The following is a 20,178-nucleotide window of genomic DNA, read 5'->3' as shown; positions in this document are numbered from 1 at the left end:
AAGAATTTACAGCAAAGAAAAAAAGACTTAAATGGAGTACTATAACTACCTAAAATCCTTGCATATTATTTTCGTAATCAGTTGGTTTGCTGGTTTGTTTTATATAGTGCGTCTGTTTGTGTATCAAATAGAAGCCAATGACAAACCGTCTCCTGACAAGGAGATTTTGCAAGCACAATACAAAATAATGGCCTATCGTTTGTGGTATATCATCGCTTGGCCATCGGCAATTGTAACTAGTATTTTTGCTTTTTGGATGTTGCTCTTTACCGATTTAGGAAATGCGTGGCTTAAAATGCCATGGATGCATGTCAAATTGTGTTTTGTTTTCTTATTGTATTTGTATCATTTAAAGTGTCACCAAATATTCAAGCAATTGCAAAATGATGAGGTAAAATATTCCAACAACTTTATGCGTTTGTGGAATGAAGGTGCTACCATTATTATGTTCGCTGTTGTTTTTTTAGTGGTTTTAAAAAGTGCTGTCAACTGGGTTTTCGGTGTCATCGGAATCATTTCGTTCTCGGTTTTAATCATGTTAGGGTTTCGATTTTATAAAAGAATACGAGAAAAAAAATAGTACTGCAACTGAGTTTAGGCTGCTTACTATTTTACAGGAGAGAAGACTAATGCGGGCTACAAATTAAAATATATGTTTAACAACTTCAAAATGTCGATGCTTTCTCTTCGTGTTAGGATTTTCCTTTCGATGATTGTATTGATTGTTGTTGCTTCTGTATTGTTGGCTTCGATTTCGATTATTCAATTTAAAAATGAAGCCAGAGAATACCATCAAGAGCGTTTAGAACGTAAAGAAAATGCAGTAAAAGAACACATACATTATGTGCTGTCGACGACAACTTATCCATTGAAAACAAGTAATTTAGATTTGATTTTTAAGGATAAAATTCATGAATTAGCCCAAATTCACAATATCGAAATTAATATTTATAGCCTGGATGGGAAATTGCTTAAGTCCTCAAAAGAATCTTTTGCGGTGGATAAAGTGGCGCCGCCTATTCCAGAGTATATTTTAAAACTAGTTCGTTCTTCTATTGAAAAACGTTTTGTAGATATTAAAACTGTTGATGGTGTTATTAACAGGTCTTCGTATAGTTTGATTAAAGATGAGAAATTTAAGCCTCTGGGGGTTTTAAATGTGCCCTACCTTGAAGATGATGGTTATTATGATAATGAGGTGAATACTTTTTTGATACGTTTGAGTCAAGTGTATTCCTTTATGTTGATTGTCGCTTTTGCATTGGCCTATTTTTTATCGACCTATATTACCAAGTCTCTAAAAACTATTTCGGATAGATTGGAGGAAACCAATTTAGATCAGAAAAACGAAAAGATTGTATTAGAGGCCAATAGTAAAGAAGTCAACTTCTTGATTAAGGCTTATAATGGGATGGTTGATAAATTAGAAAGTAGTGCAATTAAACTCGCGCAAAGTGAACGTGAGGAAGCATGGCGTGAAATGGCCAAACAAGTGGCCCATGAGATCAAGAATCCCTTAACGCCAATGCGTTTGACGGTTCAGAGTTTTCAAAGAAAGTTTGATCCAGCAGCCCCGGATGTCAAACAAAAGATGAACGATTATTCAGAAACCTTAATCCAGCAAATCGACACCATGAGCGCCGTGGCCTCTGCATTTTCGAATTTTGCGTCGATGCCTGCCCAGCAAAACGAAACCCTAAACGTGGTGGAGGTAGTAGAACTTGCATTGGATATTTTCAACGAAGATTATATTGTTTTTGAAAGTCAAGAGCAGGAGATTATTTCCAAAATGGATCGAACACAATTGATTCGTGTGATTACCAATTTGGTTAAAAATGCGACTCAGGCCATTCCGGATAGTCAAAATCTAAAATCGATTTTAGTAACAGTAAAAAGAAGAAATAACAATGTTGAAATTGCTGTGAAAGACAATGGCATTGGGATTCAGAAACAAGATATTAGCCGAATTTTTGAACCAAAATTTACCACTAAAACCAGTGGAATGGGACTAGGTCTTGGAATTATAAAAAACATAATTGAAAATTACAAAGGAACAATTACCTTTGAGTCAACTTATGGAAAGGGAACGACTTTTAGAGTTTCCCTGCCTATCACCAACTCTTAAAAAAAGTGTCATGAACTACGAGAATCTTTTAATTTCTATTGAGGAAAAAATTGCGACTGTAACCATAAATCGACCAACAAAACTAAATGCTTTAAACAAGGCAACCATTAGCGACTTGAGTAAAGCGGTAAAATTGTTAGGCAAAAATGATGAAGTCCGTGCCATTGTGATTACCGGAAGTGGTGAAAAAGCCTTTGTGGCAGGAGCGGATATTTCGGAATTTGCCAATTATAATATAGTCGAAGGCGCGCAATTAGCAGCTGAAGGGCAAGAAACCTTGTTTGATTTTATCGAGAACTCGAAGAAACCCATAATTGCTGCTGTAAATGGTTTTGCATTAGGTGGTGGATTAGAATTGGCTATGGCTTGTCATTTTAGAGTCGCTTCAGATAATGCCAAAATGGGTTTGCCTGAGGTTTCTTTGGGTTTGATTCCAGGTTATGGAGGAACGCAGCGTTTGCCACAATTAGTAGGTAAGGGACGTGCTATGGAAATGATTATGACAGCAGCGATGATTACCGCTACAGAAGCTAAAGAATTCGGTCTAGTGAATCATGTTGTCCCTCAAACAGAACTTTTAGATTTCACAATGAGCATTGCTCAAAAAATTATAAAAAATGCTCCTTTTGCTATTGCCAAGGCCATAAAATCCATCAATGCGAATTATACCGATGGTAAAAATGGTTTTGAAGTGGAGATAAAATCGTTCGGAAAATGTTTTGGAACAAGTGATTTTAAAGAAGGAACAACAGCATTTTTAGAAAAACGTAAAGCCGAATTTAAAGGGCAATAAATTTTTACTAAGCGCGAAGTTCGCTATGATTTATACAAGGTTCGCAAAGTTTTTAATTTTCCTTGTGTCCTTTAGGTAAATCTTAGCGAACTTTGCGGTTAAATAACATTATAGAGTTTTGCAAGGTTTTAAAAACTTAGAACCTTAGCATCTCACAACCTTAGAACCTTAAAAAAATGTACGAACCTATATTTGCTCTTTTTTGCGAACGCGTTAAAGAAAGTATTCAAAGTGGCACTTTTGCCAAACTAACTTTGGCTAAAACCATTGGAGATACTGAAATCAAAAACATCTATTTCCGTTTAGTTTTAAACGAAGATAATACGTATTCCATTTCACTTACAACACGTTATAAAACGGAAGAAATTGAGAGTATTCATACTTTAGATGAAGCCTTATTAGTATTGGGAACGTATATAAAAAATCCGTTTTTAACGGCACTTTTGTTTACAACAGTTAACGATATTACATTCAAAGTAAACAAGAAGAACGCAGGAAGTATTATTGAACAAGAACCAACATTCAAGAATGCTTCCCCGGTAATGCTCGAAATGATAGAGAAGGGAATTGTTTAAAATTTAAATTATGGAGGAGCTAAAAGCGATATTATGGAGACAATTTGGAGCTGTAATTGATATGCTTGAAAGCTCTATCCTGGTTTGTCCTGAAAGTTTTTGGGATAAAAAAGAATTTTGGTATGCTGCTTTTCATACCATTTTTTGGCTCGATTATTACTCATCTACAGAGCCGGATGCCTTTTCTCCACCTAAGCCATTTTCTTTATCCGAATTTGATCCAAAAGGAATTTTTCCAGAAAGAGTCTATTCAAAACTAGAACTGCTCGAATACCTCGAATATGCACGTAAAAAAGTTTACTTTTTAATTGATGCCTTAAACGAAGAAACGTCAAAGGAAAGATTCATTACCAAAAAGAAAAACTACAATAGAATCGAAGTGATTTTATACAGCATGAGGCATGTTCAGCATCATGTTGGACAATTGAATATGTTACTCAGACAAAATGTTGATACTGCCGGAAAATGGGTTTCTGAGAGCGCTAAAACATATAACAAATTATAGTTTTGTAGAAATAAAAGGTTTACAATAAACCGTTCCAGTATTTGTATTGTTGCAAAAACGCTGGGTAAAAAAGGTATTAGAGTAAATCTCTTGAATAGAGAACGGCCAGATACTCTTTTACGTAACTTAGAAATGCGATTTTCAAATTTAGTGTCCTACTCACAACTTAGCATTAAACCAGCTTCACAAACAAGTTAGAAGCTATTTTATTAGAAATGGATAGTTCTTTGCCATCCACTTTTATTTTGACTGATAAATCAAAGGATTCTCTAGATAAAAACTCGATTTGAGAACCCAAAGCAATTTCTTGCTTGTCCAAATATTTTAAAAATTCAGAAGAGGTATCTTTTACGCCGACACAAACGCCGGTTTGCCCTTCTTTCAATTCTGAAAGTAAGTGTTTCTCAATTTTAACGATTCTTCCATTAGCATCAGGAATAGGATCTCCATGCGGATCTTCAGTAGGGTTTCCGAGAAAATCATCCAGACGGTTGATCAATTGCTCTGATTTGATATGTTCTAATTGTTCCGCAATATCATGTACTTCATCCCAAGAAAAATGCAACTTTTCTACTAGAAATACCTCCCATAAGCGGTGTTTTCTAACGATCATTTTTGCCGCTAATTTGCCGTTCTCGGTCAGAGAAACACCTTGGTATTTTTTGTAATTCACTAAATCTTTCTCAGCTAGTTTTTTAAGCATATCGGTAACGGATGAAGCTTTGGTCTCCATCATCTCAGCTATAGCATTAGTGCTCACTTCAGTATCAGTTGAGGTGGTAAGGTGATAGATCGATTTTAGATAGTTTTCTTCTGAAAAAGTCATTTTGTGAGGTTCTAAGGATTTAAGTAGAGGAGGTCCTAGGTTTAAAGATGCTATAAGCAGCTACGTCTTAATGCCCCCAGTACTTCTTCCGCTATTTTTTAACGATCAGCAAAGGTATTGAAATTTTATGTCTCAATTTGTCTACTGTTGTACCAAATAAAATATCTTTTAAACCAGTATGTCCATGGGTTCCCATCACTAAAATATCAAAGTCTCCTAGGTTGATGATTTTTGGAATGACGCTGTTTGGTTTTCCAAAACCAAGTTCTGTTTCAATCTTGAAGCCCTTCTGCGTGAGCATTTCTTTGTATTCTAGGAGTAAGTTTTCATCTATACTCGTTTCGTGATCATCTATATTACCTCCATAGATAAGCGCACCAACGGTTTCAACGACGTGAATTAAGGTGTATTGAGCGTCGATTCCACCTAGTTCAATGGCACTGTTTAGCGCAGCTTCATCGGCTTTGGAAAAGTCAACAGAAATGGCAATGTTTTTTTTGCTGTACCTTTCCTTAGGAGCATAGTGCAATTTTAAGTGGTGAGGCGAATGGTTTTCTATATTGTTTTTTGTTCTGGCAATAAAGGGTTTTGCAATGATGTAAATTAACAAGGCAAGAAAGGCAAAAGCAAGCGGAACGACAGTAAACCAAAGCACCAAAGGGTGGTTTGAACTTTCTAGCCAAGAGTTTATCTCATCATAGACCAACTTTGCATTTAAAGAAATGATAATAGAAGCAATCAGCCAAGCCACAATTTGAGTGGTTCTGGAAATGTGGAACCCTTTCATTTTGGCTTTATCACTTACGAAATGAATCAGTGGAATAATAGCAAACCCTAACTGCAAGCTTAAGATTACTTGACTTAAGATCAATAACTTCCCTGTTACGCTTTCCCCATATATTAAAATAACAATAACCGCTGGTACTATGGCGATTAAACGCGTGATAATACGTCGGACCCAAGGTTGGATGCGTAGATTTAAATAACCTTCCATTACGATTTGTCCGGCTAAAGTTCCTGTTATGGTGGAACTCTGTCCAGCGGCTATTAATGCAACGGCAAATAAAATGGGTGCCCACTTGGTCCCTAATAAAGGCTCGAGAAATTGATGAGCATCTTGAATTTCGGCGATTTCAAACATGCCGTTTCTGTAAAATGTAGCGGCTGCTAAAATTAAAATAGCAGCGTTGACGAAAAAGGCCAAGTTCAGGGCTATAGTCGAGTCGATTAAATTGTATTTTAAGGCCTGTTTGATACCTGCTGGAGTTCGATCGAATTTACGGGTCTGTACTAGGGAAGAGTGCAAGTACAAGTTGTGTGGCATCACTGTGGCGCCAATAATTCCAATAGCAATATATAAAGCTGCTGAACTTGGGATAGAGGGAATCAGTCCGTAGATGACTTTGTCTAGTTCTGGCTCAGCAAATATCATTTCAAAAATGAATGAAAATCCGATGATGGCTACCAATACAATGATAAAAGCTTCCATTTTTCGGATCCCTTTATTGATCAAGAAGAGCAGCAAAAAAGTATCAAGGACAGTAATTAGAACACCTTCAATTAGAGGGATATCAAATAATAAGTTAATACCGATGGCCATTCCTAAAACCTCTGCTAAGTCGCATGCTGCAATGGCTATTTCGGCTAAAAAGTATAAAATGTAGTTGATGAATTTAGAATAGGTTTCTCGGGAAGCTTGTGCTAAATCACGTTGGGTAACGATTCCGAGTCGGGCACTTAAACTTTGAAGTAATAAGGCCATTAAGTTACTCATTAACAAAACCCAAAGTAAAGAATAGCCAAACTGACTTCCTCCTGCAATATCAGTAGCCCAGTTTCCGGGATCCATATAGCCAACACTTACTAAATAAGCGGGGCCTAAAAAGGCTAATATTTTTCTGAATCCTGTTTTTTTATGCTGGGTGGCAACCGATTGGTTAACTTCTTCTAAAGACTTAGTCATTGCAAAAATATTGTTTTAACAAATATATATAAAAATAGCATTCGTTTAATATTTTTTTTAGACTAGTCTAAATGTTCTTATTGTGAACAGTTTGGACATAATCCCGAAAGTGTGAAATTGATTTCATGTACGGTATAGTTATGCGGAATAAGATAACTTGGTTTAACATTTTCAAGGCAGGTCATTTCAAGGCATTTTTCGCAGCTGAAATGGGCGTGATTGTGGATATGAACTGGGTGGGTATGATGGCATTTAGCATATTTAACGGTTCCGTCAAGATTGACAATTTTATGAATCAAATCATCGTTTACCAGTCGATCTAAAATTCTGTAGATGGTAACGCGGTCACACAAATCATCAAGTTGTTTGTGAATTTCGGTATGCGATAAAGCGATTTTTGATTGTGTAAGAGCTTCTAAAACAGCTGTTTTAGCGGCGGTGTTTCTAGTGCTTTTCATAGGTCTATGATAAAAATTATTAATGCAACATTGTTGCAATTGATAAAAATAGGTATATTTGCAACTTAATTGCATTAAGCAAATATACAAGAAATGAAGAAAAAGACCACTGCTCTCTACGATATTTTAGGAATTTCAAGCGCCACAGTTTGTTTGGTGCATTGTTTGGTTTTTCCGCTTTTAACTATTTTGCCTTTAGGGCTAAGGCATCATCCTTTTATAGATGTGGCTTTTGCTTGCATTGGACTTTTTGCTGTTTTTAGAATTATGCGAAAAGCAACTGTTGTAGTGGGACGTATTCTTTTGATTTCGATGATTTTGGTTTGGATGGGTATTTTGAGTGAAATCATTTGGGATGTTCATTCCAATCTGATATTAATCGGGGGTGGGGGAATGATTATCGGACATCTATTGAATTATAAATCACATGACAAATGAAAATTAGTAAAAACGATATTATGATACAGCAAAATCATTACGAGGTCATTATTATTGGAGGAAGTTATAGTGGACTCTCAGCAGCAATGAGTCTGGGTAGGTCGTTAAGAAAGGTCCTGGTTATTGACAGTGGTATGCCTTGCAACAGGCAAACACCCTATTCTCATAATTTTATTACCCAAGACGGGGAAAAACCAGCGGTCATTTCCGCTAAGGCCAAACTACAAGTCCATTTGTATCCTACGGTTGAGTTTCATCAAGGGCTTGCTATGAAGGCGATCCAAACTGCAGGGGGTTTTGAAGTACTGACGGCATCAGGAGCTGTGTTTAGTGCAAAAAAATTATTGTTTGCCACTGGTATAAAAGATCTGCTTCCTGAAATTGCGGGTTTTGCTGATTGTTGGGGTATCTCGATTATACATTGTCCCTATTGTCATGGTTATGAAGTGAAAGGGGTAAAAACGGCTGTTGTGGGTAATGGAGATATGGGATTTGAGTATGCTAAGATGATTGGAAATTGGACTAAGGATCTTAGTCTGTGTACCAACGGAAAAGCAACCTTGACCCTAGAACAAGTGGCAATTCTTAAAAAACATCAGATCGAAATTGTGGAAGACGAAATTATGGCTTTGGGTCATGAAAATGGAAATGTTGAACACATTATCTTCCAAAATCAATCAAAATTACAGGTAAAGGCTCTGTATTGGAGACCTTCCTTTGAGCAACATTGTTCTTTGGCGGCATCATTAGGCTGTCAGTTAACTGAGGCTGGTTTGTTACAAGTAAATGCCGTGCAGCAAACCACTATAGCAGGGATTTTTGCTAGTGGGGACTGCGCGATTCAGGCTAGAGCTGTTGCTATGGCAGTTTCTTCAGGATCTTTTGCGGGTGCTACTATTAATAAAGAGCTTATCGACGAGTCCTTTGTTTAGTTCTTGTTTATTATGGTCAAAGAGCCTTGATTTTATAAGGGTTTTGGGCGATAAAATGGAGGCCTAAATTTCACAGATATGACAGATTGTAAAGTTTTTAGCTTAAGAAACGTTATTTATCGAATTTAATTTTTAGTTTTGTCTAAAATTAATTTTATAATAATGAAAACCATAAGTTTGATCTTGATGCTGTTTAGTTTACAAATTGCTTTTGGGCAAGAAACCACTGTTGTATCTGGTTTTGTCTGGGCCGAGGGCAAGAAAATATCCGCTGCGAATGTGCATTTACTGGGCACAGCTCAAAAAGTCGTGACCGATAGTACGGGCTTTTATTCCTTAAAAAATGTTGCTATTGGAAATTATACGATTCAGATTTCTCGAATGGGTTTTCAGACCTTGAAAAAGAAAATAGAAGTGGCAAAAGGGGAGATTCTATCCTATGATTTTGAACTAAGCGATAATGAAAATAAACTCAATGAAGTGGTGGTTTCCGGAACGCTTAAGGCGGTCAAACGATTAGAAAGTGCGGTGCCTGTAGAGGTTTATTCTCCTGTTTTTTTTAAAAAGAATCCAAGTGCTAGTATCTATGAAGCCCTCCAAAATATAAATGGAGTGCGACCTCAATTAAATTGTGGTGTTTGTAATACAGGAGATATTCATATCAATGGATTAGAAGGGCCTTATACTTTGGTTTTGATTGATGGAATGCCAATTGTGAGTAGCCTTTCGACCGTTTACGGATTATCGGGGATTCCGAATTCACTGGTGGAGCGCATTGAGATTGTAAAGGGTCCGGCCTCTTCTTTATATGGAAGTGAAGCCGTTGGAGGATTGATCAATATTATCACCAAAAATCCGTTAAACGCACCGTTATTCTCAGCAGATGTTTTTACAACTTCGTATTTGGAAACCAATGTGGATTTAGGAATGAAATTTAATCCAACCCAAAAATCGACTACGCTTTTGGGGGTTAATTATTTCAAATATAATGAAGTGACCGATAGAGATAAAGATAACTTTACTGATGTTACCCTGTCTGAACGAATTTCAGTTTTTAATAAATGGAGTTTTTCAAGGAATAATAATCGTTTGTTTACTCTTGCAGCACGTGGAATGTATGAAGACCGTTGGGGTGGTGATGTTCGTTGGGAGAAAAAATACCGTGGAGGTGATGAAATTTATGGAGAAAGTATTTATACGAAAAGAGGGGAATTATTAGGGAGTTATCAATTGCCTTTTGAGGAAAAGCTGATGCTTTCGTTTTCTGGAAACGTACATTATCAGGATAGTCGATACGGAACAACATCTTACATCGCTAATCAAAAAATAGGTTTTGTTCAATTGACTTGGGATAAAAAAATAGGTCGCAATGATTTCTTAGCGGGTATTGCCAATCGTTATTCTTATTACGATGACAATACAGCAGCAACAAAAGAAGCAGAAAGTACTTGGTTGCCGGGTATTTTTGTTCAAGATGAAATTACACTTTCTGAAAAAAGTCAGGTATTACTTGGAATGCGTTACGACCACAACTCCGTTCATGGTTCTATTTTTACGCCAAGAGTTGCTTATCGATGGAAGAAAAATGATAATACTATTTTTAGATTCAATGCAGGAACGGGGTTTCGTGTGGTAAATTTATTTACCGAGGATCATGCAGCACTTACAGGCTCAAGAGACGTGGTTATTAAAAATGATTTAAAACCGGAACAATCGATCAATGCCAATTTGAATTACATTCAAAAAATAAATCTGAATAATGGCACTTTTATCGGTGTGGAAACAACCGCTTTTTATACTCGATTTAGCAATAAAATAGTAACGGATTACCAGGCTGACCCGAATAAAATTATATACGACAATATTAATGGGTATGCGATCAGTCAAGGAATTAGTACCAATATCGATGTCAATTTTCCAATGGGATTAAAAATGATTGTTGGGGCGACTTATTTAGATAATAAAAATGTAACCAACGGGAAGTCAGAAAAACCTTTTTTAACGGAAGATTTTACAGGAACCTGGAGCATTTCGTATAAAATGGAAGCGTTGGATTTACTGCTAGATTATACAGGGAATCTATACAGCCCAATGAAGCTACCTTTGTTGAGCGACTTAGATCCGAGAAGTTCAAAATCGCCTTGGTATAGTATTCAAAATATTCAGTTTACGTATTTGGGGTGGAATAATTTTGAATTGTACGGCGGTATTAAGAATTTATTGAATTTTACCCCAAAGCAAAATAATCCATTTTTAATTTCAAGAACCAACGATCCTTTCGATAAAAATGTACAATACGATTCAGCTGGAAAAGTAATGGTTACAGCAGATAATCCCTATGGATTGACTTTTGACACTACCTATGTTTACGGACAAAATCAAGCGATTCGTGGCTTTTTTGGATTGCGCTATACGTTGAGGTAATAAGTATGGGCTAAATTTTACACACCAATAAAATTAAAAAAGATGAAAAAGGGTTGGATCATGGTGGTTTTTTTAGTGCTTACAACAACAGCATACTCTCAGCTCAAAAGCAGGTCTTTTGAAGTGGTGGATAGTTTACAGCGGCTTCAAAAGAGAAAAGTAATAGTTTTTATTCATGCTGATTGGTGCTCGTTTTGTCAGACCATGAAACAGACCACTTTTAAAAATAAGGGCATCATTGAAAGTCTGAATTCGGATTTTTATTTTGTTGATTTCAATGGGGAAGATAAACGCGATATTACCTTTAATAAGCAAGTATTTAAATTCAGACCCACTGGAATAAATGTGGGGGCGCATGAATTGGCTATGCAGCTAGGGACGGTGAACAAACAATTGATATATCCTGTTTTATGTGTATTAAATGAAAAAAATGAAATCATACTGCAATACAATAATTACCTTGATGTTATCAACTTTAAACTGCTTTTAGAAAAATTGAAAGAATAAAATTGTTTATTTTTGAGGATGAATTCTTCTCAAATCAAACATTTCGATTACATTTTCACAGGAACAGGTTTGGCTGCTTTGATGACGGTTTATAAAATGATGCTAGCTGGAAAATTTACAACTGCGTCTATATTGTTGTTGGATAAAGATGCTAAAAAGACAAATGATAGAACCTGGTGTTTCTGGGCTGAAAACAAAACGATTTGGGAGTCTATTGTCTATAAAAGATGGGACTCTGCGTTGTTTGTTAGTGAAAATTTAAAAAGAGACTTAGGTTTAAAACCGTATCAATACAATCAAATTCGAGGAGTAGATTTTTATAATTTTGTTTTTGAATCCCTTTCTGAGCATCAAAATATTACTTTTTCAAATGAAAAAGTAACCGATATCAACGAGCTTGAAACCCATGTTTTTGTTGGAACTGAAGAGAACAGGTATTCGTGCAATACCTTATTGAACAGTATTTACACTAGTTTTTTTGTTGAAAACCAAACCCAATATCCTGTATTGCAGCAGCATTTTATAGGTTGGTTTGTGAAATCAGAACAAGAAAGCTTTACTCCCGAGCAAGTGACTTTTATGGACTTTTCGGTAGAACAAAGTGGGAATACCCGTTTTATGTATGTATTGCCGACTTCAAAAACGGAAGCTTTGGTAGAATATACTTTGTTTTCAGAGCAGTTGCTCACCAAAGAGGAATATGAGACTGAAATTCAAAAGTATTTAAAACAACTCGGCGTTGATCAGTATGAAATCTTGGAAAAGGAGCTAGGACGTATTCCAATGAGCTGTTACCCTTTCTGGGAAAGAAACACCAAAAGAGTATTAAATATTGGAACAGCAGGGGGGTGGACGAAAGCCAGCACGGGTTATACTTTTCGAAATTCGGATAAAAAATCTTCAGAATTAGTAAACTTTCTTCAAAGGCAAAGCGATGATTCTTCGATTTCAGCAGGGATGAAATCCTTTCATAAAAAAAATAGGTTTTGGTTTTATGACTTACTGTTATTGGATATACTCAAGAGAAATAATGAGCTCGGCAGTCGGATCTTTTCAAAGATGTTTCAAAATGGAAATTCGGCTTTAATTTTTAAGTTTTTAGATGAAGAAACCAATTGGATGCAAGATGTTAAAGTTATTTTAAAGTGTCCCAAAAGACCATTTATAAAAGCGTTATTTAGAGTGATTTTTCTTTCAAATAAACGCCGCTAAAATCATACTATGAAAAACCTTGGTTTAGGAATTGCTCTTTTATTTACCTCTTTTTGTTTTGGGCAAGTGTCAACAAATAAAGCTCATGATGTTATTGTTGCTCAATCCTTAGACAGCTGTGCTTACAAATACAATTATGTTTTTCAGATGTCAGAATGGCAAAGCTGTATTGATGAGGGTTTAAAAAAAGACAGTACTATAGCGTATTTATGGCAGCAAAAGGCAATGCCTTATTTTAAATGCAAAAAGTATGAAGTCGGTATGGCCTTTTTAGATAAAGCTGTATTGTATGATAAACAAAGATGGTTGCCTTATAGGGGGTTTATAAAATGCATCTTCGCAAAAAACTATACAGCGGCCATTAAAGACTTTGAAGAATGTATCGAGCTTTATGGTAATAGTTATGAAATGGATCATACCTATCGTTTCTACATTGGACTCTGCTACTTACAATTAAACCAATATGCTAAAGCAGAAAATATTTTTGACGATTATGTCCATGATATCTATACAAATAGGCAACAATTAGAGCATCCTACAGCATACTTTTACCAAGGAATTGCCAAATATGAACTAAAAAAATGGGATGAAGCCGTCGCTATTTTTGATAAAGCGTTGAAGATCTATCCTGAATTTTCAGATGCGAAATATTACAAGGCGATTTGTTGGTTTAAATTAGGCAAGTCAAAAGAGGAAGTTAGCGCCTTGGCTACGGTGGCAAGAGAAGATGCTGCAAAAGGATTTTCTATAAATGAAGACAATACGGTTTACGAAAGCTATCCCTATCATATAAAGTTGAGTAAATAAGCATAGAACTATAACAAAACTTTATAAAGGAATTAAAGTTCTTGTTTTTAAACTTTGTAACTTTGCAACTCGAAAAGTTAAATTAAAAAAAATAAAAATATGTATCCAGAAGAAATGGTAAAACCAATGCAAGCTGAACTAACAGCAGCAGGTTTTCAAGATTTACATAGTGCAGCAGACGTTGAAAACGCAATAAAATCAGAAGGAACTACATTAGTAGTAGTGAATTCAGTATGTGGTTGCGCAGCAAGAAATGCACGTCCAGGAGCAAAAATGAGTTTAGAAGGTGGTAAAAAGCCAGATCATTTAATTACTGTTTTTGCAGGTGTTGACAAAGAAGCTGTAGATGCTGCAAGACAACATATGTTTCCTTTTCCTCCATCTTCACCAAGTATGGCGTTGTTCAAAAACGGAGAATTGGTTCACATGTTAGAGCGTCATCATATCGAAGGTCGTCCAGCTGAATTAATTGCTGAGAACTTAAAAGACGCATTTAACGAGTTCTGTTAAGTTTTTGCCTTAAGGTTTAGATCATTGAGATAAAGTCATCAAGACGTAAAAGCACTATTCATTTAGTGCTTTTTTTGTTTTAAGGGGTTTTGTATTAGATTCTTATTGGGTGTATCTCCGTATTTTGGTCTTTTAAATCTTCCTGTTTGGTGCTTTTGTAACTTAGAGCCTTTTTTTCTACCTTTGCAGCTCAAAAATAATTTCTAAACTTAAACCTGTTTATAGCATGCAACTGTATAACACTTTGAGCGCAGAAGAAAGAGCCATCATGATCGATGATGCCGGTAAACAACGACTAACGTTGTCTTTCTATGCGTACGCCAAAATTCAAGATCCCAAAAAATTTCGTGATGATTTATTTGTAGCCTGGAATAAGCTTGATGCTTTAGGTCGAATTTATGTTGCCAGCGAAGGAATAAATGCTCAAATGAGTATTCCAGAAGAAAATTTGGAAGCTTTTAGAGGTACTCTTGAAAGTTACGACTTCATGAAAGACATCCGCTTAAATGAGGCTGTGGAACATGATGATCATTCCTTTTTAAAACTCACTATTAAAGTACGTCATAAAATTGTCGCAGATGGTTTGAACGATGAAACTTTTGATGTAACCAATATAGGCGTTCACTTGAAAGCCGCAGCATTTAATGAAATTCTAGATGATCCCAACACAATTGTGGTTGATTTTAGAAATCATTACGAAAGTGAAGTAGGTCACTTTAAAGGGGCCATCACTCCAGATGTTGAAACTTTTAGAGAAAGTTTACCCATCATCAACGAACAACTTCAAAATCACAAAGAAGATAAAAACCTGGTTATGTATTGTACAGGTGGAATTCGTTGTGAAAAAGCCAGTGCTTATTTTAAGCACCAAGGTTTTAAAAATGTATACCAATTAGAAGGTGGAATCATCAATTATGCCAAGCAAATTGAAGCAGAAGGCTTAGAAAGTAAATTTATTGGTAAAAATTTCGTGTTTGACAATCGTCTTGGAGAAAGAATTACCGAAGATATTATTTCACAATGCCATCAGTGTGGGAAACCTTGTGATAATCATACCAATTGCGAAAATGATGGATGTCATTTGTTGTTTATTCAGTGTGATGAGTGTAAAACAGCAATGGAAAACTGCTGCTCGGTGGAATGTCTTGATATTGTTCGCCTGCCTTTAGTGGATCAGGTACGATTAAGAACCGGAAAGCAAGTTGGAAATAAGGTCTTTAGAAAAGGAAAATCAGATAGTCTAAAATTTAAACATTCTGGTGAATTACCAAATACTGCTTTAGGTACTGCGGAAAAATCAGTAGACATCCGTCAGAAAATTAAAGTAAAAAAAGTGCTTCTTGGTAAAGCGGAACATTATTATGTAAAAGCGAAAGTTGGGCTTTTTACCATAGAAAATCAAGAATTGAATAGAGGAGATAAGATCTTAATCTCTGGACCAACTACAGGAAATCAAGAATTGGTTTTAGAAAAAATGATTGTCAATGAAATAGAAGCTCAAACGGCTAAAATTGGAGATAAAGTTACTTTTGAAGTGCCTTTCAGAATCAGATTGTCAGATAAGATCTATAAAGTTATAGAATAATTTATTCTGACTTTTTAATATAAAATTGAGCTTATGGTTCCCCTGGGAATCATGAGCTCAACTTGTAATAGGGGTGTTTGGAAGTTGTTTTTAGTTTTTTAGTTTTCAGTATGTTAGGTAAATTGTGGACTGGAAATAGACGAGATATTTGGTGAAGGAAACATCAAGAAAATCAGCCAAAAAAAGTGTGAAAAATGATGATTCTAGGTGAAAGGGCGAAGGATTTTACATTTAACAAGGCTTTAGTTTTTAAGCATAAAAAGCAAACTAAAAAAAATACTATCTTTACCGATCAAACGTTTATGAACTTAAGTTGCATTTTTGCAACACTACATATAGAATTATGGCATGTACAAGTTGTTCAACCTCTGATGGTGGTGCACCAAAGGGTTGTAAAAATAATGGGACTTGCGGCACCGATAGCTGCAATAAATTAACAGTCTTTGACTGGCTTTCGAATATGAGTCCATCTAATGGTGAGGCTATTTTTGATTGCGTTGAGGTTCGTTTTAAAAATGGACGTAAAGAATTCTTTAGAAATTCGGAGAAATTGACTTTAAGTATTGGGGATATAGTAGCTACGGTTGCTTCACCAGGACATGATATTGGGATTGTAACTTTGACAGGCGAATTGATAAAAATTCAAATGAAGAAAAAAGGAGTGAATCACGAAAGTAATGAAGTGCCTAAAATTTACCGAAAAGCCTCTCAAAAAGACATTGATATTTGGTCTGCAGCGCGTGATCGTGAGGAGCCAATGAAAGTTAGAGCTCGTGAGTTGGCGATTCAGCATAAATTAGAGATGAAAATTTCTGATATCGAATTTCAAGGAGATGGCTCAAAAGCAACGTTTTATTATACCGCAAATGATAGAGTCGATTTTAGACTTTTGATTAAAGATTTTGCTAAGGAGTTCAGTACAAGAGTGGAAATGAAACAAGTAGGTTTCCGTCAGGAAGCAGCTCGTTTAGGAGGAATTGGTTCTTGTGGAAGAGAACTATGTTGCTCGACTTGGTTGACGGATTTTAGAAGTGTAAATACCTCTGCAGCCCGTTATCAACAACTTTCATTGAATCCTCAAAAATTAGCTGGGCAATGCGGTAAATTGAAGTGTTGTTTGAACTATGAGTTAGATACGTATATGGATGCCTTGAAGGACTTTCCAGATTACGATACCAAATTAGTGACTGAAAAAGGGGATGCTATTTGTCAAAAACAGGACATCTTTAAAGGTTTAATGTGGTTTGCTTACACGAATAATTTTGCAAACTGGCATGTTTTAAAGATTGATCAGGTAAAAGAAATCATTGCCGAGAATAAATTAAAGAATAAAGTTTCTTCTTTGGAAGATTTTGCGATTGAAATCACGGAAGAGCCTGAAAAAGACTTTAACAATGCAATGGGTCAGGAAAGTTTGACTCGTTTTGATCAGCCTAAGAGAAAGAAAAAACCGAGTCGCAAACGCAAACCAACTACGGAAGCGGCGATTGTGGCAACTCCAAACAAAGCTCAGGTAAATCCGAATCAGAGCAAGCCTCAGGCAAATCAAAATCAAAACAAAGTAGTAGGAGGAAATCCAAATAAGCCTAACAAGCCCAATAACAAGCAAAATCAATCGAACAAACCCAATAAGTCGAATGAGAACAAGCCAGCTGAGCCAAGAAAACCTATAATTATTACTAAAAATGAGAATAAAAAATAGCGGAATTCTTCTTTTGGTAGCCGTACTTCTTTTTTCATGTGATAAAAAAAGAGTCTTTGATGAATACAAATCTGTTGGAAGTGCTTGGCATAAAGACAGTATTGTAAGCTTTGATCTACCGGTATTAGATTCTACCAAAAAATACAATTTATTTGTAAATTTGAGAGACAATAACAATTATCCGTTCAATAATTTGTTTTTAATTGTTGCTATTGAAACGCCAAGTGGATTCACAAAAGTGGATACTTTAGAATACCAAATGGCAAATCCAGACGGAACACTATTAGGGAACGGTTTTACTGATATAAAAGAAAGTAAACTGTTTTATAAAGAAGATGTAAAGTTTAAAGGAAAATACAAAGTACATATCAAACAAGCCGTAAGGGAATCTGGGAAAATCCCTGGTGTTCAGGCTTTGGAGGGTATTACAGATGTGGGTTTTAGAATAGAACAAAAAGATTAGATATAGAGTTATGGCTGCTAAGAAAAACAATCAAACAAATAGCGTTAAAGATATTAAGCACTATAAAAAGAAGTTCTGGAGAATTTTTGTTTATGGTTTACTAGGTGTTTTAGCTTTCTTTTTATTTGCCTCTTGGGGATTATTTGGTTCAATGCCTTCTTTTGAAGATTTAGAAAATCCAGATTCCAATTTGGCTACTGAGATTATTTCGTCTGATGGAGTAGTGATTGGTAAGTATTTTAAAACCAATAGATCACAATTAAAATATTCAGATCTGCCAAAAAGTTTAGTAGAAGCTTTAGTGGCAACTGAGGATGCTCGTTTTTATGAACACTCAGGTGTGGATGGACGTGGAACCTTAAGAGCTGTTTTTACTTTAGGAACAAATGGTGGGGCGAGTACCTTAACGCAACAATTGGCGAAGCAATTATTTCACGGGGAAGGGTCTAAATTTTTGCCGTTTAGAATTGTGCAAAAAATTAAAGAATGGATTATTGCTATTCGTTTGGAAAGACAATATACCAAAAATGAAATCTTAGCAATGTATTGCAACGTATACGATTTTGGTAATTATTCTGTGGGGGTAAGTTCTGCAGCACAAACGTATTTTTCTAAAGATCCCAAAGACTTAACGATGGACGAATCGGCTATTTTGGTCGGTATGTTCAAAAATTCAGGTTTATACAATCCGGTTAGAAACCCGCAAGGAGTTACAAATCGTCGTAATGTGGTGCTTTCGCAAATGGAAAAGGCGAAAATGATTTCAGAGGCTGAAAAAGTAAGATTGCAAGCCTTGCCTATTACGTTAAAGTTTAAATTAGAAAGTCACCGTGAAGGTACAGCTACTTATTTTAGAGAGTATTTACGTGATTATATGAAGAAATGGGTGTCAGAAAATAAAAAACCAGATGGTTCAGATTATGATATCTACAAAGATGGTTTGAAGATCTATACGACTATCGATTCAAGAATGCAATTGCATGCTGAAGAGGCGGTATCAGAACATATGAAGAATCTTCAACAACAATTCTTCATTGAAGCAAAAGGCAATAAGAATGCACCTTTCGTAAACATTACCAAGGCAGAAACAGACAGGATTATCATGCAGGCCATGAAAAATTCTACGCGTTGGGCTATTATGAAAGACTTGGATAAAAGTGAGGAAGAAATCATAAACTCATTTAAAGTAAAAACGCAAATGCGTGTGTTTACCTGGAAAGGAGAGCGCGATACCCTAATGAGTCCATTGGATTCAATTCGTTACTATAAACACTTTTTGCAATCGGGTTTAATGGCGATGGAGCCACAAACCGGAAATATTAAAGCATGGGTGGGTGGAATCAATTATAAATATTTTCAATACGATCACGTAGGACAAGGAGCAAGACAGGTTGGATCTACATTTAAACCGTTTGTTTACGCAACAGCTATCGAGCAGTTGAATATGTCCCCTTGTGATTCAATTTTGGATGGGCCTTTTATGATTCATAAAGGACGTCATCATGTTACAGCGGATTGGGAACCAAGAAATTCTGATAACAGATACCGTGGAATGGTGACCTTAAAACAAGGTTTAGCCAATTCGATCAATACCGTTTCAGCTAGATTAATTGATAGAACAGGTCCTGAAGCTGTAGTGGAGTTAACACATAAATTAGGGGTTAAAACGGAAATTCCAGCACAACCTTCTATCGCCCTTGGTGCGGTTGACATTACCGTGGAAGATATGGTGGCGGCTTATAGTACATTTGCCAATCAAGGAGTATATGTAAAGCCACAGTTTTTAAGTCGTATCGAGAATAAAAGTGGAGAGGTTATTTATGAACCAATTCCAGAATCTCACGATGTTTTAAACAAGGATATTGCCTTTGCCGTAATCAAATTGTTGGAGGGTGTTACGGAAACAGGTTCTGGTGCGCGTTTGCGTACTGAAGGTGGAGGTAGTGGAGACCATCGTTGGACAGGATATCCGTATATGTTTAAAAATCCAATCGCTGGTAAAACAGGAACAACTCAAAATCAATCTGATGGTTGGTTTATGGGAATGGTACCTAACCTGGTGACTGGAGTTTGGGTAGGATGTGAAGATCGTTCGGCACGTTTCAAAAGTTTAACCTATGGACAAGGTGCTACTGCAGCTTTACCGGTCTGGGGTTATTTCATGAAGCTTTGTTATGCAGATCCAGGACTTCAGATTTCTAAATCAGAGTTTGAACGACCAGCAAATCTTTCTATCAAAGTGGATTGCTATACCAGACCAGCAGTGGTAAAAGATACAACACAAACAGAACAAAATACAGACGAATTCGAATTGTAGTTTTTCGTTCCATTTAATATAAAATAAACCTTTTGT

General features: G+C 36.0%; 19 protein-coding genes. 16 read left to right on the top strand and 3 right to left on the bottom strand.

Annotation, left to right across the window (positions count from 1 at the left end):
• Positions 1-31: 31 nt before the first annotated feature.
• The 5 genes from AC51AA_RS12950 to AC51AA_RS12930 all read left to right on the top strand — a co-directional run bounded on the left by AC51AA_RS12950 (position 32) and on the right by AC51AA_RS12930 (position 3,998).
• A complete protein-coding gene (locus tag AC51AA_RS12950) occupies positions 32-580 on the top strand; it encodes a CopD family protein (protein WP_500702653.1) in 549 nt (182 codons plus the stop codon).
• A 129-nt stretch (positions 581-709) separates the two neighbouring features.
• Complete coding sequence (locus AC51AA_RS12945; protein ID WP_500705638.1) at positions 710-2,125, top strand: ATP-binding protein; 1,416 nt, start codon at positions 710-712, stop codon at positions 2,123-2,125.
• A 10-nt stretch (positions 2,126-2,135) separates the two neighbouring features.
• A complete protein-coding gene (locus AC51AA_RS12940) occupies positions 2,136-2,918 on the top strand; it encodes an enoyl-CoA hydratase/isomerase family protein (protein WP_500702652.1) in 783 nt (260 codons plus the stop codon).
• Positions 2,919-3,094: 176 nt separating this feature from the next.
• Entirely contained in the window at positions 3,095-3,493 is a 399-nt protein-coding gene (locus AC51AA_RS12935; RefSeq protein ID WP_500702651.1) for a hypothetical protein, read from the top strand.
• Between the two features lie 10 nt (positions 3,494-3,503).
• Positions 3,504-3,998 carry a DinB family protein gene (locus tag AC51AA_RS12930; protein WP_500702650.1) on the top strand — a complete coding sequence of 165 codons (495 nt, stop codon included), beginning with the start codon at positions 3,504-3,506 and terminating at the stop codon, positions 3,996-3,998.
• Positions 3,999-4,170: 172 nt separating this feature from the next.
• Here the strand turns inward: AC51AA_RS12930 and AC51AA_RS12925 are convergent, their stop codons facing one another.
• The 3 genes from AC51AA_RS12925 to AC51AA_RS12915 all read right to left on the bottom strand — a co-directional run bounded on the left by AC51AA_RS12925 (position 4,171) and on the right by AC51AA_RS12915 (position 7,245).
• Positions 4,171-4,824 carry a metal-dependent transcriptional regulator gene (locus tag AC51AA_RS12925; RefSeq protein WP_500702649.1) on the bottom strand — a complete coding sequence of 218 codons (654 nt, stop codon included), beginning with the start codon at positions 4,822-4,824 and terminating at the stop codon, positions 4,171-4,173.
• A 91-nt stretch (positions 4,825-4,915) separates the two neighbouring features.
• Positions 4,916-6,787, bottom strand: coding sequence for an Nramp family divalent metal transporter (locus AC51AA_RS12920; protein ID WP_500702648.1), 1,872 nt, complete (start codon positions 6,785-6,787; stop codon positions 4,916-4,918).
• A gap of 77 nt (positions 6,788-6,864) precedes the next feature.
• Entirely contained in the window at positions 6,865-7,245 is a 381-nt protein-coding gene (locus AC51AA_RS12915) for a Fur family transcriptional regulator (RefSeq protein WP_500702647.1), read from the bottom strand.
• A gap of 93 nt (positions 7,246-7,338) precedes the next feature.
• Here AC51AA_RS12915 and AC51AA_RS12910 point away from each other — a divergent pair, with 93 nt between their 5' ends.
• The 11 genes from AC51AA_RS12910 (at position 7,339) to AC51AA_RS12860 (ending at position 20,142) form a co-directional block, all read left to right on the top strand.
• The gene (locus AC51AA_RS12910) at positions 7,339-7,683 is read left to right on the top strand and encodes a MerC family mercury resistance protein (RefSeq protein ID WP_500702646.1); all 345 of its coding nucleotides are present in this window, start codon (positions 7,339-7,341) and stop codon (positions 7,681-7,683) included.
• Positions 7,680-8,615: an NAD(P)/FAD-dependent oxidoreductase gene (locus AC51AA_RS12905; protein ID WP_500702645.1), complete on the top strand. Its 936-nt coding sequence runs from the start codon at positions 7,680-7,682 to the stop codon at positions 8,613-8,615. Before AC51AA_RS12910 ends, AC51AA_RS12905 begins: the two co-directional genes overlap by 4 nt.
• A 162-nt stretch (positions 8,616-8,777) precedes the next feature.
• A complete protein-coding gene (locus AC51AA_RS12900; RefSeq protein ID WP_500702644.1) occupies positions 8,778-11,039 on the top strand; it encodes a TonB-dependent receptor in 2,262 nt (753 codons plus the stop codon).
• Positions 11,040-11,081: 42 nt separating this feature from the next.
• On the top strand, positions 11,082-11,546 hold the full coding sequence (locus AC51AA_RS12895; RefSeq protein WP_500702643.1) for a thioredoxin family protein: 465 nt from the start codon (positions 11,082-11,084) through the stop codon (positions 11,544-11,546).
• 18 nt (positions 11,547-11,564) lie between these two features.
• Entirely contained in the window at positions 11,565-12,758 is a 1,194-nt protein-coding gene (locus AC51AA_RS12890) for a lycopene cyclase family protein (RefSeq protein WP_500705637.1), read from the top strand.
• 9 nt (positions 12,759-12,767) lie between these two features.
• The gene (locus tag AC51AA_RS12885; RefSeq protein WP_500702642.1) at positions 12,768-13,565 is read left to right on the top strand and encodes a tetratricopeptide repeat protein; all 798 of its coding nucleotides are present in this window, start codon (positions 12,768-12,770) and stop codon (positions 13,563-13,565) included.
• Positions 13,566-13,664: 99 nt separating this feature from the next.
• Positions 13,665-14,075 (top strand): BrxA/BrxB family bacilliredoxin, encoded by a 411-nt coding sequence (locus AC51AA_RS12880; protein ID WP_500702641.1) that lies wholly within the window; start codon positions 13,665-13,667, stop codon positions 14,073-14,075.
• A gap of 226 nt (positions 14,076-14,301) precedes the next feature.
• Positions 14,302-15,660 carry an oxygen-dependent tRNA uridine(34) hydroxylase TrhO gene (gene trhO, locus AC51AA_RS12875; RefSeq protein WP_500702640.1) on the top strand — a complete coding sequence of 453 codons (1,359 nt, stop codon included), beginning with the start codon at positions 14,302-14,304 and terminating at the stop codon, positions 15,658-15,660.
• 343 nt (positions 15,661-16,003) lie between these two features.
• The gene (locus tag AC51AA_RS12870; RefSeq protein WP_500702639.1) at positions 16,004-17,362 is read left to right on the top strand and encodes a PSP1 domain-containing protein; all 1,359 of its coding nucleotides are present in this window, start codon (positions 16,004-16,006) and stop codon (positions 17,360-17,362) included.
• Positions 17,346-17,825: a gliding motility lipoprotein GldH gene (locus AC51AA_RS12865; RefSeq protein ID WP_500702638.1), complete on the top strand. Its 480-nt coding sequence runs from the start codon at positions 17,346-17,348 to the stop codon at positions 17,823-17,825. Before AC51AA_RS12870 ends, AC51AA_RS12865 begins: the two co-directional genes overlap by 17 nt.
• 10 nt (positions 17,826-17,835) lie before the next feature.
• Entirely contained in the window at positions 17,836-20,142 is a 2,307-nt protein-coding gene (locus AC51AA_RS12860; protein ID WP_500702637.1) for a penicillin-binding protein 1A, read from the top strand.
• Positions 20,143-20,178: the final 36 nt, after the last annotated feature.

Source organism: Flavobacterium sp. OHVDL-2026-0007, from assembly GCF_059882335.1.
This window is presented reverse-complemented; position numbering and strand designations above follow the sequence as displayed.

What these genes read in the sequence shown, in the direction of transcription:
- AC51AA_RS12925 (WP_500702649.1), bottom strand. Translation starts at nt 4,824, where the DNA reads ATGACTTTTTCAGAAGAAAACTATCTAAAATCGATCTATCACCTTACC.
- AC51AA_RS12920 (WP_500702648.1), bottom strand. Translation starts at nt 6,787, where the DNA reads ATGACTAAGTCTTTAGAAGAAGTTAACCAATCGGTTGCCACCCAGCAT.
- AC51AA_RS12885 (WP_500702642.1), top strand. Translation starts at nt 12,768, where the DNA reads ATGAAAAACCTTGGTTTAGGAATTGCTCTTTTATTTACCTCTTTTTGT.
- AC51AA_RS12935 (WP_500702651.1), top strand. Translation starts at nt 3,095, where the DNA reads ATGTACGAACCTATATTTGCTCTTTTTTGCGAACGCGTTAAAGAAAGT.
- AC51AA_RS12900 (WP_500702644.1), top strand. Translation starts at nt 8,778, where the DNA reads ATGAAAACCATAAGTTTGATCTTGATGCTGTTTAGTTTACAAATTGCT.
- AC51AA_RS12915 (WP_500702647.1), bottom strand. Translation starts at nt 7,245, where the DNA reads ATGAAAAGCACTAGAAACACCGCCGCTAAAACAGCTGTTTTAGAAGCT.
- AC51AA_RS12870 (WP_500702639.1), top strand. Translation starts at nt 16,004, where the DNA reads ATGGCATGTACAAGTTGTTCAACCTCTGATGGTGGTGCACCAAAGGGT.
- AC51AA_RS12905 (WP_500702645.1), top strand. Translation starts at nt 7,680, where the DNA reads ATGAAAATTAGTAAAAACGATATTATGATACAGCAAAATCATTACGAG.
- AC51AA_RS12945 (WP_500705638.1), top strand. Translation starts at nt 710, where the DNA reads ATGATTGTATTGATTGTTGTTGCTTCTGTATTGTTGGCTTCGATTTCG.
- AC51AA_RS12940 (WP_500702652.1), top strand. Translation starts at nt 2,136, where the DNA reads ATGAACTACGAGAATCTTTTAATTTCTATTGAGGAAAAAATTGCGACT.
- AC51AA_RS12930 (WP_500702650.1), top strand. Translation starts at nt 3,504, where the DNA reads ATGGAGGAGCTAAAAGCGATATTATGGAGACAATTTGGAGCTGTAATT.
- AC51AA_RS12910 (WP_500702646.1), top strand. Translation starts at nt 7,339, where the DNA reads ATGAAGAAAAAGACCACTGCTCTCTACGATATTTTAGGAATTTCAAGC.
- trhO (WP_500702640.1), top strand. Translation starts at nt 14,302, where the DNA reads ATGCAACTGTATAACACTTTGAGCGCAGAAGAAAGAGCCATCATGATC.
- AC51AA_RS12860 (WP_500702637.1), top strand. Translation starts at nt 17,836, where the DNA reads ATGGCTGCTAAGAAAAACAATCAAACAAATAGCGTTAAAGATATTAAG.
- AC51AA_RS12880 (WP_500702641.1), top strand. Translation starts at nt 13,665, where the DNA reads ATGTATCCAGAAGAAATGGTAAAACCAATGCAAGCTGAACTAACAGCA.
- AC51AA_RS12865 (WP_500702638.1), top strand. Translation starts at nt 17,346, where the DNA reads ATGAGAATAAAAAATAGCGGAATTCTTCTTTTGGTAGCCGTACTTCTT.
- AC51AA_RS12895 (WP_500702643.1), top strand. Translation starts at nt 11,082, where the DNA reads ATGAAAAAGGGTTGGATCATGGTGGTTTTTTTAGTGCTTACAACAACA.
- AC51AA_RS12890 (WP_500705637.1), top strand. Translation starts at nt 11,565, where the DNA reads ATGAATTCTTCTCAAATCAAACATTTCGATTACATTTTCACAGGAACA.
- AC51AA_RS12950 (WP_500702653.1), top strand. Translation starts at nt 32, where the DNA reads ATGGAGTACTATAACTACCTAAAATCCTTGCATATTATTTTCGTAATC.